This window comes from Sphingobium sp. B8D3A, assembly GCF_025961995.1.
GTDB lineage: Bacteria > Pseudomonadota > Alphaproteobacteria > Sphingomonadales > Sphingomonadaceae > Sphingobium.
This window is the reverse complement of the sequence record NZ_JAOQOS010000001.1, coordinates 3,255,381-3,269,164: the sequence shown is the minus strand read 5'-3', so window position 1 is coordinate 3,269,164 and position 13,784 is coordinate 3,255,381. Positions and strand designations below refer to the sequence as shown.

Annotated in this window: 11 protein-coding genes; 3 read left to right on the top strand and 8 right to left on the bottom strand. The window is 64.5% G+C overall.

Annotated features, from left to right (window positions below):
• Window positions 1–287: 287 nt before the first annotated feature.
• Complete coding sequence (murA, locus tag M2342_RS15125; protein ID WP_264573530.1) at window positions 288–1,571, bottom strand: UDP-N-acetylglucosamine 1-carboxyvinyltransferase; 1,284 nt, start codon at window positions 1,569–1,571, stop codon at window positions 288–290.
• A 62-nt stretch (window positions 1,572–1,633) separates the two neighbouring features.
• Window positions 1,634–2,200 carry an HNH endonuclease gene (locus M2342_RS15120; protein ID WP_264577436.1) on the bottom strand — a complete coding sequence of 189 codons (567 nt, stop codon included), beginning with the start codon at window positions 2,198–2,200 and terminating at the stop codon, window positions 1,634–1,636.
• A 96-nt stretch (window positions 2,201–2,296) separates the two neighbouring features.
• Here M2342_RS15120 and gluQRS point away from each other — a divergent pair, with 96 nt between their 5' ends.
• Window positions 2,297–3,187 carry a tRNA glutamyl-Q(34) synthetase GluQRS gene (gluQRS, locus tag M2342_RS15115; RefSeq protein ID WP_264579687.1) on the top strand — a complete coding sequence of 297 codons (891 nt, stop codon included), beginning with the start codon at window positions 2,297–2,299 and terminating at the stop codon, window positions 3,185–3,187.
• 24 nt (window positions 3,188–3,211) lie between these two features.
• The gene (locus M2342_RS15110) at window positions 3,212–3,448 is read left to right on the top strand and encodes a twin transmembrane helix small protein (RefSeq protein WP_181560534.1); all 237 of its coding nucleotides are present in this window, start codon (window positions 3,212–3,214) and stop codon (window positions 3,446–3,448) included.
• Between the two features lie 68 nt (window positions 3,449–3,516).
• On the opposite strand, the gene M2342_RS15105 is transcribed toward M2342_RS15110, so the two are convergent.
• From M2342_RS15105 to M2342_RS15090, 4 genes are all read right to left on the bottom strand, one after another.
• Window positions 3,517–5,820, bottom strand: a complete 2,304-nt coding sequence (locus tag M2342_RS15105) for an arylsulfatase (RefSeq protein WP_264579686.1) — start codon at window positions 5,818–5,820, stop codon at window positions 3,517–3,519.
• Window positions 5,821–5,952: 132 nt separating this feature from the next.
• Window positions 5,953–6,810, bottom strand: a complete 858-nt coding sequence (locus tag M2342_RS15100) for an SMP-30/gluconolactonase/LRE family protein (protein WP_264579685.1) — start codon at window positions 6,808–6,810, stop codon at window positions 5,953–5,955.
• Window positions 6,811–6,828: 18 nt separating this feature from the next.
• Window positions 6,829–8,625: an IlvD/Edd family dehydratase gene (locus tag M2342_RS15095; RefSeq protein ID WP_264579684.1), complete on the bottom strand. Its 1,797-nt coding sequence runs from the start codon at window positions 8,623–8,625 to the stop codon at window positions 6,829–6,831.
• Window positions 8,622–9,731 carry an aldose epimerase family protein gene (locus M2342_RS15090; RefSeq protein WP_264580056.1) on the bottom strand — a complete coding sequence of 370 codons (1,110 nt, stop codon included), beginning with the start codon at window positions 9,729–9,731 and terminating at the stop codon, window positions 8,622–8,624. Before M2342_RS15090 ends, M2342_RS15095 begins: the two co-directional genes overlap by 4 nt.
• A 173-nt stretch (window positions 9,732–9,904) precedes the next feature.
• On the opposite strand from M2342_RS15090, the gene M2342_RS15085 reads away from it, so the two are divergent.
• The gene (locus M2342_RS15085) at window positions 9,905–11,212 is read left to right on the top strand and encodes a sugar MFS transporter (RefSeq protein WP_264573523.1); all 1,308 of its coding nucleotides are present in this window, start codon (window positions 9,905–9,907) and stop codon (window positions 11,210–11,212) included.
• A 21-nt stretch (window positions 11,213–11,233) separates the two neighbouring features.
• Here M2342_RS15085 and M2342_RS15080 read toward each other — a convergent pair whose 3' ends face one another.
• Together M2342_RS15080 and M2342_RS15075 are read right to left on the bottom strand one after the other, a co-directional pair.
• Window positions 11,234–12,562, bottom strand: coding sequence for an MFS transporter (locus tag M2342_RS15080; protein ID WP_264579683.1), 1,329 nt, complete (start codon window positions 12,560–12,562; stop codon window positions 11,234–11,236).
• A gap of 191 nt (window positions 12,563–12,753) precedes the next feature.
• The gene (locus M2342_RS15075) at window positions 12,754–13,707 is read right to left on the bottom strand and encodes a hypothetical protein (protein ID WP_264579682.1); all 954 of its coding nucleotides are present in this window, start codon (window positions 13,705–13,707) and stop codon (window positions 12,754–12,756) included.
• Between the last annotated feature and the right edge of the window lie 77 nt (window positions 13,708–13,784).

Genomic DNA, 13,784 nt, shown 5'->3' with positions numbered 1-13,784 from the left:
CGGGAATCCAGAATCCAGCCGCACTGCGCAGGCGCCCCTGGATTCCCGCGTTCGCGGGAATGACGAAAAGGGGAAGTTCGCAGCAGCCTTCCAAGTTCCGCCCCATGTCTGCATGGGGAGGGGGACCGTTTGCGCAGCAAATGGTGGAGGGGCTGATGCGAAGCGTCGGATTATGACCCCTCCACCACCGGTTTTGCCGGCGGTCCCCCTCCTCGAGCACGCTCAAGGAGGATCTGGGTCTGTCTGCAAACGTCACTCAGTCGGGGACTGTACGGCCCCACGCGAGCTTACCCGTCGCTGTCGCGCTCGATGTCGGCGCCGACCGCGCTCAACTTCTCTTCCAGCCGCTCATAGCCCCGGTCGAGATGGTAGACGCGGCTCACTACGGTTTCGCCCTGTGCGGCGAGGCCGGCGAGAATCAGGCTCATCGAGGCGCGCAGGTCGGTCGCCATCACGGGCGCGCCGGTCAGCTTTTCCACGCCGCGCACCACGGCGGTGCGGCCATTCACGGTGATATCCGCGCCCATGCGAGCCAGCTCGGGCACGTGCATGTAGCGGTTCTCGAAGATCGTCTCTGTGAGCACGCTCGCGCCACCGGCCAGCGTCAGCATCGCCATGAATTGCGCCTGCATGTCGGTGGGGAAGCCGGGGTGCGGCGCGGTGGTCAGCGTCAGCGGCTTGAGCGGGCCATCGGCCGCGACCTTGATGCCGGTCTTGCTTTCCTCAATGTGGACGCCGGCATCGCGCAGGCCCTTGAGGATCGCGTGCATGTCGTCGGCATTGGCACCGATCAGATCCAGCTCCCCGCCGGTGATCGCAGCGGCGCAGGCATAGCTTCCCGCCTCGATGCGGTCTGCCATCACCCGATAGGTGGTGCCATAGAGGCGCTGCTTGCCGTGGATGACGATCCGGTCCGTACCGATGCCCTCGATCTCGCAACCCATGGCGACAAGCAGGCCGCACAGGTCGACAATCTCAGGCTCGCGCGCGGCATTCTCGATGATCGTCTCGCCATTGGCGAGCGCGGCGGCCATCAGCGTGTTCTCGGTGGCGCCGACCGAGGGGAAGGGCAGGGTGACGAGCGCGCCCTTAAGACCACCATCCGGCGCAATGGCGCGGACATAGCCATTGGCCATCTCGATCGTCGCGCCCAGCGTCTCGAACGCGCGCAGGTGGAAGTCGATGGGGCGATTGCCGATCGCGCAGCCGCCGGGCAACGAAACGGTCGCCTCGCCGGTGCGCGCCAGCAGTGGCCCCAGCACAACGATGGAGGCGCGCATCTTGCGCACGATGTCATAGGGCGCGACCGACGAGGTGACGCGCGCGGCCTTGAGCGTCATCACCCGGCCGAAATCTTCCTGCCGCGATCCCTCGATGGTGGTCGAGACGCCAAGCTGGTTGAGCAGATGGCCGAAGCTGTCCACGTCCGCCAGGCGGGGCAGGTTGCGCAGGGTTACCGGTTCCTCGGTCAGCAGCGCGCAAGGCAGCAGCGTCAGCGCGGCGTTCTTCGCGCCGGAGATGGGGAGTTTGCCGGAGAGCGGCTTGCCGCCGCGGATGAGGATACGGTCCATCGCGGCTTCTTAGCGGCTCCAGAGCCGCGTGCAAGGGGCAGGGCGGAGACGGGTTCCCTGGCTCAGGCCAGCAGTTCGACATCCCAATAGAGCCAGTCGTGCCAGCTCTCGTGCAGATGGTTGGGCGGGAAGGCGCGGCCATGGTCCTGCAATTGCCAGGTCGTCGGGCGGATCGGCATTTGGCGCAGCGGCATATGCGCCTCGCGCGGGGTGCGTCCACCTTTCCTGAGGTTGCACGGCGAGCAGGCGGTGGCGACATTCTCCCAGGTCGTGCGGCCCCCGGCGCGGCGTGGCACGACGTGATCGAAGGTGAGATCCTTGGTCGATCCGCAATATTGGCAGGAGAATTTGTCGCGCAGGAAGAGGTTGAAACGGGTGAAGGCGGGATGCTCGCTCGGCCGCACATATTGCTTGAGCGCGATCACCGAGGGGATTTGCATTTGCAGACTGGGCGAATGAACTTCCTGCTCATAGCTGGAGACGATGTCCACCCGATCCAAAAAAACCGCCTTGATGGCGGTTTGCCAGGGCCAGAGGCTCAGCGGATAATAAGAAAGCGGGGTGTAGTCGGCGTTCAACACGAGCGCCGGGCAATTTTCTGGATGGCGTATTCGATCGGGATGATACATGCGCGCTCTTGCCCCTTTCGTTTCGCCGCACTCTCTCCAAGAGAAGCGTGACGCGCATATGACAGCAGAGACGATGAGTCTTCGTCAAGGCCTTGTATGATGGAAAACGACTCTCCACGACATGTGGTGACCCGTTTCGCGCCCAGCCCGACCGGGCGCCTGCACATCGGCCATGGCTGGTCGGCGTTGCAGGCTCATGACTTCGCGCGGGAAAATGACGGCACCTTCCTGCTGCGCATCGAGGATACCGACGTCACCCGCTGCCGGCCCGCGTTTACCGAGGGCATCTATGAAGACCTGCAGTGGCTCGGCATCGGCTGGGATGGGCTGCTGATCCAGTCGACGCGCTTCGATGCCTATGAGCAGGCGCTGGACCGACTCAAGGCAACGGGCGTCGTCTATCCCTGCTTCTGCACGCGCGGCGATATCGCGCGAGAACTCGCCGCGAGCCTGCATGCCCCGCATGGCGCGGACGGGCCGCTGTATCCCGGCACCTGCCGCGCGCTGTCGCCGGACGAGCGCGCCGCACGGATCGCGGCGGGCGATCCGCATAGCTGGCGGCTGGATATGGGCGCGGCGCTGGCGCGCACTGGTCCGCTGGTCTGGCAGGACGATTTTGCCGGCACCGTCCCGGTCGAGCCGGATGCGTTGGGCGATCTGATCATCAAGGGGCGGGACCGGCCAGCCAGCTATCATCTCGCGGTGGTGGTCGATGATGCGGTACAGGGCGTCACGCATGTCATTCGGGGGCGGGACGTGTTCGCCTCCACCCACGCCCATCGCACCCTGCAGGCGCTGCTCGGCCTCCCCAGTCCGCGCTACCGGCATCACCGGCTGATCGTGGATGCGGCGGGCAAGCGCCTTGCCAAGCGCGCCGATGGCCTGAGCCTCGCGGCACTGCGCGATCAGGGCCTTTCCGGGCCGGCGCTCGCGGAAGATTTGCGGGCTGGCCGCTTTCCGGTTGGAATCAGGGTCGAAGCCTCCTAAATCGGGGCCACAAGGAGACAAGCTATGGGCAACGCCCTCATGATCATCCTGCTGGTGCTCGCCATGCTAGGCGCACTTTTCATGCTCGTTCGCGGCATTGTGACGTTCCTGCGCACGACCGAGGCGGAGCTGAAAGGCGATGGCACCGGCCCGAGCCAGTCCAGCCTGCGCCAGAACAAGGCGATGATGGGCCGCGTGACCTTCCAGGCACTCGCGATCCTGATCGTGGCCATCTTGCTGCTGGTCAACAGCGGCCGTTAAGCGGCCTGCGTACCCCAAATGACATGGCCGCCCACCAATTGGCAGGCGGCCATGGGCAAGTGCTGGTTTCAGTAGCTGGTGATCGTCACCTTCTCGATCGTATCGGGGAAGTTCAGTGGCCCCGTGCGATCATCGATCAGCGCGTGGCCGATCATCGCTTCGCCGGTCACGATCTTGATGACGCGGGGGATCGACGCCGTTGCTTGCGACTTGCCGTCCACCAGCAACGAGATCGTCAGCCCTTCGCTCGCCGGGGCGATCTGGGCGGTGATCACATGGTCGCCGGCCCCGAGCGCCTGGGTGCCACGCAGGATCTTGCGTTCCTGCGCGCGGCCCGAGGGGTTGTAGGTGAAGACCGGCACGCCGTTCTCCATCGCGAGGGTGTAACCCGCGAACTTGGCGCCCTGGGTCAGGATCGGCCCACTCACCGCTGAGCCGGTGAGTTTGACACGGGCTTCAGCAGTCCAGTTGGGGTTGAGTTCCGGGAAGGTTACGGCCGGATAGCGAATGTCGCTCGTATAATAAGTGCGCGTCCGCTCGGGCGCGAGGGCGTTGGGGCGATATTTGTAGTTCAGCCGCTCGAAGAAGTCGGCCGAGAGCGGATAGACATGGAACTTCTGGGCTGCGGCCTCGAAGTCTGCCTTCAGTTCGGCCAGCTTGTCGGGATATTGCGCGGCGACATTGCGGGTCTGCGACCAGTCCTCGTTGAGATTATACAGCTCCCAGCCAGCCTTGGTCGGGTCGGTCTTGTTCGGTCCCCATGGCTCCCAATTGACCTCGGTGCCGGCGAACCAGCCATCCTTGTAATAGCCGCGGCTGCCCAGCATCTCGAAATACTGCTCGCGCCGCTGCGACGGGGCCTTGGGGGCATCGAAACTATACTTCATCGAAATGCCGTCGATCGGCTGCTGGGCCACGCCATCCACCGTGGCCGGCGGGGTGATCCCCACCACGTCATAGATGGTCGGCGCGATGTCGACGACATGGCTGAACTGGGTGCGTATGCCGCCCTTGTCCTTGATCTTGTCAGGCCAGGACACGACCATCCCCACACGCAGCCCGCCGAGCTGGGAGGCGACCGTCTTGCCCCATGGGTAGGGCGTGTTAAGCGCATAGCCCCAGCCGACCGGATAGTTTCCGAAGCTTTCCTCTGTACCGAATTTGTCCTTCTGCGGCAGCAGCGTTTCGGGCGTTTCCTTGATGCCGGCGAACTGCGAGTAAGCGTTGATCGAGCCGTACATATTGTGCAGCGCCGCGCCGTTATCGCCGTTGATGAAGATCACCAGCGTGTTGTCCAACTCGCCATCCTGACGCACCCGCTCGATCACGCGACCCAGTTGATTGTCGAAGAAGGCAAGCTGCGCGGCGGCCACTTCCATCATATGCGCGTAAAGCGCCTTCTGGTCGGCGGGCAGGCTATCCCAGCGCGGCATGCCGGGCAGGGGCGGCGCCATGCGGGCATCTTTGGGGATGATACCCATGGCTTTTTGACGCGCGAAGATCTGGTCGCGCATCTTGTCCCAGCCCATGTCGAACTTGCCCTTGAACTTGGCCACCCAATCGGCCGGGGCCTGCTGCGGGCCGTGCATGGCGCCGGGCGCGACATACAGGAAGAAGGGTTTGTTCGGGTCCTGCGCCTGCTGCGCGCCCAGCCAGCCCAGCATCTTGTCGGTCATGTCACGGTCGAAGATATAATTATCGTCCGTCCGGTCGCGCCGCACGGGGTTGATATTCTCGACAATGGTCGGGTTGAACTGATCGGCACCCGCGCCGTTGAACCCGTAGAAATAATCGAAGCCCATGCCGATCGGCCAGCGCTTGAATGGACCCATCGGCCCGGTCTCCCAGTCGGGGATATTGTGATTCTTGCCGAACCAGGACGTGTCATAGCCATTGTCGCGCAGCACGCGGCCCAGCGTCGCGGCGCTGTCCGGCACTACCGAGGTATAACCTGGCGCGTCGATTGACACGTTGGAGATCGAACCGCTGCCGACCGCATGGTGATTGCGGCCGGTGAGCAATGCGGCGCGCGTCGGCGAGCACATGGCGGTTGTGTGGAAGCGCGTGTAGCGCAGGCCAGAGGCAGCCAGACTGTCGAACACCGGTGTCGGAATGGGGCCGCCATAAGCGGTGGAGGCGCTGAAGCCCACATCGTCCATAAGGACGAGGATGATATTGGGGGCGCCCTTGGGGGCCTTGGTCGGTTGCGGATAATAGGTCCAGTCAGGGCCGACCGGCGGCGAGGCCTGCTGCGAATTCGCGCCTTGTTGTGCCATCGCGGCGGAAAGCCCAAGGCCCGCACATGCCGCGATAATCAGCCGGCTGGCGCCACGCCACGCGGCTCTCGACGCCACCTTCCTTGCAAAGCTCATCGTCGCTCTCCCTATTTTGAAACACCTTGTCATGCGGAGAGGGAGGGAGAAGCAACGGCCTGTGAGGCTATAAGTTATAGCCACTCGCTAATAGGTGATCAGGAATGGACAGATGAAGGATCGGCGTCGTTGTCAGGCCAGAAAAAGGCCCGGCGCGACGCCCTTGAAACGCGTCTCGATCTCGAACAGGGCGCCGTCATAGTCGGACGGAGGCAGACCGGTCGCAGCAGAGGTAACGAAAAGCCGGTCGAGCTTCTCACCGGCAAAGGCGATATTGGTGATCTGGGAGGCGGGTAGCGCAATGCTATGATCCAGCGTGCCATCGGGGCGGAAGCGGCTCACCCGGCCGGCGCCCCAATGCGCGACCCACAGCCCGTCCTCGGCATCGACGGTCATGCCATCCGGCCCGCCATCTCCCTCGCCAAAGCGGACGAAGACCTCGCGGTCGGCGATGCCACCATCCGGCGTGCGCGCGAACCGGTAGATGAGGCCGCGCATGGTGTCGGTATGGTAGAGCCAGCGGCCGCAGGTTGAGAAGGCAGGGCCGTTGGTGACGGTGTAGCCGCTGTCCATCGGCGTCCAGCGACCATCCGGCGTGAACCGGTAGAGCGTGCCGCTTTCGCCCTCGATCCGGCTGTGCATGGTGCCGCACCAGATCGTCCCGCTGGCATCGGCCTTGCCGTCGTTCATGCGATTGTCCGGCAGATGCGGCTCGGGATTGCCGATCGGCTCGATGATCAGCGGATCGAGCGAGAGCCGCGCAAAGCCGCTCGGGAACCCGGCAATGAAGCCGCCCTCTTCGCGCTCAACCACCCAGCCCAGCCGCTCGGGCATCGCCCAGCGGTCGACCGTGCCATCGGCGAGCGAGAGCCGGTTGAGAGCCGGCGCGAGAATGTCCGTCCAGTAGAGCGCGTTGTCGCGCGCGCTCCACAGCGTGCCCTCGCCAAGCTCGTCGCGCACGTCGCGCGCGACGATCCGCCAGCCCGTCATCCTGCTGCCCTTTCGGCCTTAGTGATTGTCGCGCGGCAGGCCCTGGGTTTGCGCGATGCGCTGGAACTGCTCGCTGCCTTCCAGGATTGCGCCCTTGTCCAGCTGCCCGACAAGCGAACGCTGGATGTCCTGCCATGGGGTCTGGGACGCGGGATAGGCATAGCCACCCTTGGCTATCAGTGCCTCACGCCGTTCGGCAAGCTCCGCGTCGGCGATCAGCACATCCACCGTGCAGGCATTCAGGTCCATGCGCACCCGGTCGCCGTCGCGCAGCAGGGAGAGACCGCCCATGGCCGCCGCTTCCGGGCTGGCGTTGAGGATCGACGGGCTGGCACTGGTGCCGGACTGGCGCCCGTCACCGATGCAGGGCAGGGCGCTGATTCCTTCCGTGATGAGATAGGCTGGCGGCCGCATGTTCACCACCTCTGCCGCGCCGGGATAGCCGATGGGGCCGGCGCCGCGCATGAAGAGCAGGGTGTTCTCGGTGATGCCGGTGGCCGGATCATCGATGCGCTTGTGATAATCCTCCGGGCCGTCGAACACGATGGCGGGGCCTTCAAACACGCCCGGCGCATCCGGGTTGGAGAGGTAGCGGTCGCGAAACTCCTGGCTGATCACGCTGGTCTTCATGATGGCAGCATCGAACAGATTGCCGCTCATCACCAGAAAGCCGGCGTCCTCGACCAGCGGCTGCTCGAACGGATGGATCACCCGCTCGTCCATGATCCGCGCATCCCGGCAATTGTCGCCCATGCTGGCGCCGTTCACGGTCAGCGCGCCTTCGCGGATCAGGCCGTGGCGGATGAGCTGCGCGACCACGGCGGGCACGCCGCCGGCGCGATAATAATCCTCGCCGAGATACTCGCCGGCCGGCTGGAGGTTGACCAGCAGCGGCACCTTGTGGCCGAGCCGCTCCCAATCCTTGAGCGGCAGATCGACGCCGATATGGCGCGCAATCGCCGCGAGGTGGATGGGCGCATTGGTCGAGCCGCCGATGGCCGAATTCACCACGATGGCATTGTGGAAGGCGTCGAGCGTCAGAATGTCGGACGGCTTGAGGTCTTCCGCCACCATCTCGACAATGCGCTTGCCGGTGCGCCAGGCCACTTCCTGCCGGTCGCGATAGGGCGCCGGAATGGCGGCGGACCCCGGCAGCATCATGCCCAGCGCCTCGGCCAGGCTGTTCATGGTCGTCGCCGTGCCCATGGTGTTGCAATAGCCGGTTGAGGGGGCTGAGGAGGCGACCAGCCTGATGAAGCCTTCATCATCGATCTCGCCGGCGGCGAGCATCTGCCGCGCTTTCCACACGATCGTGCCGGATCCGGTGCGCTCGCCCTCATGCCAGCCGTTCAGCATCGGGCCGACGGAGAGCGCAATGGCCGGAATGTTCACCGTGGCGGCGGCCATCAACGCGGCGGGCGTGGTCTTGTCGCAGCCGGTGGTCAGCACCACGCCATCGAACGGGTAGCCGTACAGCGCCTCGACCAAACCGAGATAGGCGAGGTTGCGGTCCAGCCCGGCGGTGGGGCGCTTGCCCGTCTCCTGAATGGGGTGGACGGGGAATTCGATGGCGATGCCGCCGGCCTCGCGAATGCCCTCGCGCACCCGCTCGGCCAGCACGAGATGGTGGCGGTTGCAAGGCGAGAGGTCGCTGCCGGTCTGGGCGATGCCAATGATCGGCTTGCCCGAGCGGAGTTCCTCGAGGCTGAGGCCAAAGTTCAGGTAACGCTCCAGATAGAGCGCCGTCATGTCGATATTGTCTTCATTGTCGAACCATGCGCGCGAGCGCAGGCGCGAGCCCTTGGCGTCTGTCATTTGTGGTGCGTGCCCTGCTGGATTGAAACGCGGTAGATCATGGCGTGCCGATAGGGCTTACCGGGATCGACGCGGGCGGAAATGAAATCGGGATGGTTCGGCGCATCCGGGAATTTCTGCGGTTCGAGCGCGATGCCATCCCCCATGCGATACAGGCGGCTGCTCTTGCCGGGCACCGTGCCATCCAGAAAATTGCCGCCATAGAATTGCACGCCCGGCTCGGTCGTCAGCACTTCGAGCACGCGGCCGGAGGCGGGGTCTTCAAGCCGGGCGGCCAGTTCGGGCTTGGCCGTCACGCCCTTGTCGAGCGCGAAATTATGGTCATAGCCGCGGCCGGCGCGGATCTGGTCGTCCCGGCCATCGCGAATGTCCTGCGCGATGCGGCGCGGCTTGCGAAAGTCGAACGGCGTGCCGGCCACCGGCCGCAACTCGCCGGTGGGGATCAGCTTGGCATCGACGGGCGTGAAGGCCTTGGCCGGAATGGTCAGCAACTGGTCGAGCGCGCCGCCGGGTGACTCCTCGCCGGCCATGTTGAACAGCGCATGGTTGGTCATGTTCACGATGGTCGGCTTGTCCGTCCTGGCCTCGAAGGCAATGCCGAGCGCGCCGCTCTCATCCAGCGTGTAAGTGGTGGTAACGTCTAGCTTGCCGGGGTAGCCGGCATCGCCATCCGGGCTGACATGGGCGAGCACGACACGCGCGGTCGGGCCGCTCTCCACCGAGACGACCTTCCACACGGCGCGATCGAAGCCCTTGCCGCCGCCATGCAGCGAATTGGTGCCGTCGTTTTGCGTGAGCTGGTAGGTCTTGCCATCCAGCGCGAACCGGCCATTGGCGATGCGGTTGGCGAAGCGCCCGACGGTAACGCCAAGATAGTTGGGGTGCGCTTCATATTGGGCCGCACTGTCGAATCCGAGCACGACATCGGCCCGCTTGCCGTCTCGCCCGGGGACGAGCAGCGACTGCAGCGTGGCGCCATAAGTGATGATCTTCGCTTCCACGCCTTGCGCGTTCTTGAGCGTGATCGCCTCAATGGCGGTGCCATCGGCGAGGGTGCCGGCAGCTGCGCGGTGCGCCTCGGCGGCCTGAACCACGGAAACCGGCATCGCCATCGCCAGCGTTCCGGAGATGATCGCTATCCAATATGCACTTCGCATCCCTGCCCCAATCCTTTTATCTCTGTCCGCGCTGTGCGGGTTTATAGTCAGACAAATGACATTGACGCAAGCCGACATTCCGGCGAAAACGCCCCGGCAAAATTGATGAGGGGATGGAGCCGATGGCCGGACCGGCAGGGGTTGCAAATGGGGTGAGCAGGGACAGCGGCGGGGTCAATTACACCCCGGCCCTGGTGCTGTTGGCCAGCCTGTTTTTCATGTGGGGTTTCATCACCGTCATCAACAACACGCTGCTGCCGCATCTGCGCAGCGTGTTCGATCTCAATTATACGCAGACGACGCTGATCGAATCGGTCTGGTTCATTGCCTATTTCGTCGCGTCGATCCCATCAGCCTGGCTGATCAAGCGGATCGGTTATCAGAAATCGCTGGTCGTCGGTTTGCTGGTGATGGCGGCGGGGTCGCTGGGCATGATGCTCGCCGCCAGCCTGCCGTCTTATGGCGTCACCCTCGTCATGCTCTTTGTGATCGCGAGCGGCATCACGCTGCTCCAGGTGGCTGCCAATCCCTATGTTGCGGTGGTCGGATCGCCGGAAACGGCATCCTCCCGCCTCAATCTCGTGCAGGCCATGAACTCGGCGGGCACGATGTTCGCGCCCTTGTTCGGGGCCTATCTGATCCTCGGTCGCTCCAAGGGCGGCACGGCGGAAGCGGGCGTCGTGCTCACCCAGGCGGAGCGCCTTGCCGATGCGCAATCGGTGATCCTGCCTTATGGCCTCGTCGCGGTGGTGCTGATCGTGCTCGCCATCGTCATTGCGCGCTTTCCGTTGCCCGCCATGGGGTCGGCCGCCAATCGCGCGAGCAAGGAGGAGCGCCGCAACCACTCGCTCTGGCGGCACCGCAATCTGGTGTTCGGCGTGCCGGCGATCTTCATTTATTTGATTGCCGAGATCGGCGTCGCCAATCTGTTCGTCAACTTCGTCAGTCAGCCGCACATCGCCAACCTCACCCATGAGCAGGCCGGTCGCTACCTCACCTTCCTGTGGGGCGGGATGATGGTCGGCCGCTTCGTCGGCTCGGCGATCATGCAGAAGATTCCGGCGGAGACAGTGCTGGCGGCCTTCTCCATCGGTGCCTTTGTGGTGATGCTGGTGACGGTCTTCACCACCGGCCCGGCAGCGATGTGGGCCTTGATCCTTGTGGGCTTCTTCCACTCGATCATGTTCCCGACCATCTTCACGCTCGGCATCAAGGGGCTGGGGCCGCTGACCGAGGAAGGCTCGGGCTTGCTGATCATGGCAATTGCCGGCGGCGCGCTGGTCATCGTGCAGGGCTGGCTGGCGGACAGCTATGGCCTGCAAATGTCCTTCATGCTGACGGCGGCGTGCGAACTCTACGTGCTGTTCTATGCGTTGTGGGGGGCGAAGCCGACCAACGCCTTGCCCGAGCCGCAGCCGATCGATGAATAACTCTGACTAAATTGCTTCGGGTTATCCAGCGGCAGGGGCGAGCGCTTTCATGCGCTCGACCTTGCCGAACAGGAAGAGCAGGCTGAAGGCGGCCGTGAAGCCGCAGCCGGCGAGGAAGATCAGCACCAGCTCGAAAGATTGCGTCTGCTGCAGGATGAAGCCGATGACGATCGGCGTCACGATGGATGACATGTTGCCGAACATGTTGAAGATGCCGCCGCTCAGGCCCGCCGCACCGGGTGGCGCGATGTCGGACATGACGGCCCACCCCAGCGCGCCGAAGCCCTTGCCGAAAAAAGCCAGGCTCATGAAGATCATGATCATGGTTTGCGCGCTGGTGTAATTGCAGCCGAGAATAGCGAGCGAACCCATCATGCCGGTGACAATGGGGAGTTTGCGGGCCAGCGTGAGGCTATGCCCGCGCTTGAGCAGCCAGTCCGACCACAGGCCGCCCAGCAAGCCGCCAAGGAAGCCGCAGATCGATGGAATGGCGGTCATCAGCCCGGTCTCGATAATCGAGAGGCCACGCTCCTGCACGAGATAGACCGGGAACCAGGTGATGAAGAAATAGGTGAGGGCGTTCACGCAGAACTGGTGGAGATAAAGCCCCCAGAGCGACGGGGCGAGAATGAGGGCCCGCACGTGCCGCGCCGTCTCGCCATCCGGCCGGCCTGCCGGTTCGGCCTTTTCGATCAAGGCGCCGCCATCGACGATCAGTGCCAGCTCTGCGGGCTGGATGCGCGGGTGACGATGGGGCTCTTGGACTGTGCGCGCCCAGGCCATGGCCGCGACCAGCCCGACCCCGCCCATGAACAGGAAGACCTCCGGCCAGCCAATGACCCCGATGATCCAAGCCATGATGGGCGCGAACAGGATCGTCGCGCAATATTGCGCGGAGGTGAAAATGGCGGTGGCGCGGCCGCGTTCGCTGGCCGGGAACCAGCTGGCGACGATCCGCGCATTACCGGGGAAGGATGGGGCTTCGGCCAAGCCGACGAGAAGCCGGAGCAGGAAGAGCGTCGTGATCGCGGCGGCGCCTGAGAGAAATACCACCAGCCCTTGCGCGGCCGTGAATAGCGACCATCCGACAATGGCGACGAGATAAACGCGCCGAACGCCAAACCGGTCGAGCAACCATCCGCCCGGCAGCTGCGCCGCGACATAGGACCAGCCAAAGGCCGAGAAGACGATGCCGAGTTGCAGCGGATCGATATTGAGATCGCGCGTCATCAAAGGCGCCGCCAGCGAGAGGATCGCCCGGTCCGCATAATTGATGACGGTGACGCCAAACAGCACTGCGAGGACGCCCCAGCGAAGCCGGCCTGCCAACAGCCTCGTGGTTTGACTCATCGCGCCTCTCCCTGCCGGCGCTGCATGTCCGCCCCTTCGGAGGCGGATACTGTCTGACAAACAGAGCGGCGAGGGCGGGGTAAAGCGGATCGCCAACGCAGGCAAGGCTCTCATTCCGGACATTTCTGTGCCCGACTGTTCAAACGTTGGCCGTTAAATGTCCTGCTATTGCGCTGGCGCCGTGCCGGGCACTAGCTCGGGCAGCGCACGCGCTTGACGGACCCGATGGTCAACACGTCGCCCCCGCCGGAGAGCGTCAGCGCGGCCGTATCCGTCCAGCTTTCGCCCTCGCCTGAGTAAGTGGCGGTGACGCTGAGGCGATTGGGTGAAAGCGGGCGGGCTTGCGTCACCTTTCCCACGCTCTCGTAGAATGTGAGGTCGTCCGCGCCCACCGCTAGCCGCATATTGTCGCCGGGCTTGCCGCATGCCGCGGCGCTGGACGACCAGTTGCCCCGGAAGGCCTGCGGAATCGCACCCGCGCCTGTCTCGCCGCCTGGAGGGATGATCTTCACCGTGCCGCGCGGCGAGAGGTCCGATTCCGCGATCAGCCAGGCCATCTGGCCGCTCTCGCCTTTCTGTCCGCCGGGGTTGCGCACCAGTGTCATCGTGCCAATCATGTTGAACGGGCGACCATCCTCGCGCATGCGGCCATACATCTGCACCGGCACCTTCACGCGCTGATTGCTGGTCGACTGGGGGCGGCCAACCAGAACCTGCACATCCTTGTAGCGGTTATAGGCGCTCGAAAACTGCGCCTCCGTCATGCCGCTGGCTCGGCCCGACTCGGCGTAGAGCCGGTGGGCGTCGCCAAAGCGGCCCTGAGCCAGCGCAAGGCCCCAAAGCTGAATGGTCGCGCCGGAAGCCTCGACGCTGGTCGGCACGCGCGCGGCCGCCTCGTTGAGCGGGGTGCGGTCATCGGGCAGGCCGCCCTGCTCGCCAGGGGCAGGGGGAACGAGCGTGCCGAGAAATTCCGGCTGTACCGAAGTGGTGCCGCTGTCATTGGCATTGAGCGCGTTATCGAGGGCTTCGTCCGCCTGCGCCGCGTTCATACCATTGGCCTGATTGTCCGCATCGGGCGACACCTGGCATCCCGCAAGGATAAAGGTGAGCGCGGCAATCGAGGAAATCTGGCTCAGTCGGTTCATGCTCGTCTCCCTGTTGGGCATCGCTTGCGGTTCCCTTCGGCTGAAAGGGCAAACGCTCCGCCATGCGTCGGGTTGCC

Coding starts and splice junctions, on each gene's coding strand:
- M2342_RS15080 (WP_264579683.1), bottom strand. CDS start 12,562: ATGAGTCAAACCACGAGGCTGTTGGCAGGCCGGCTTCGCTGGGGCGTC.
- gluQRS (WP_264579687.1), top strand. CDS start 2,297: ATGATGGAAAACGACTCTCCACGACATGTGGTGACCCGTTTCGCGCCC.
- M2342_RS15100 (WP_264579685.1), bottom strand. CDS start 6,810: ATGACGGGCTGGCGGATCGTCGCGCGCGACGTGCGCGACGAGCTTGGC.
- M2342_RS15085 (WP_264573523.1), top strand. CDS start 9,905: ATGGCCGGACCGGCAGGGGTTGCAAATGGGGTGAGCAGGGACAGCGGC.
- M2342_RS15090 (WP_264580056.1), bottom strand. CDS start 9,731: ATGCCGGTTTCCGTGGTTCAGGCCGCCGAGGCGCACCGCGCAGCTGCC.
- M2342_RS15095 (WP_264579684.1), bottom strand. CDS start 8,625: ATGACAGACGCCAAGGGCTCGCGCCTGCGCTCGCGCGCATGGTTCGAC.
- M2342_RS15105 (WP_264579686.1), bottom strand. CDS start 5,820: ATGAGCTTTGCAAGGAAGGTGGCGTCGAGAGCCGCGTGGCGTGGCGCC.
- M2342_RS15075 (WP_264579682.1), bottom strand. CDS start 13,707: ATGAACCGACTGAGCCAGATTTCCTCGATTGCCGCGCTCACCTTTATC.
- M2342_RS15120 (WP_264577436.1), bottom strand. CDS start 2,200: ATGTATCATCCCGATCGAATACGCCATCCAGAAAATTGCCCGGCGCTC.
- murA (WP_264573530.1), bottom strand. CDS start 1,571: ATGGACCGTATCCTCATCCGCGGCGGCAAGCCGCTCTCCGGCAAACTC.
- M2342_RS15110 (WP_181560534.1), top strand. CDS start 3,212: ATGGGCAACGCCCTCATGATCATCCTGCTGGTGCTCGCCATGCTAGGC.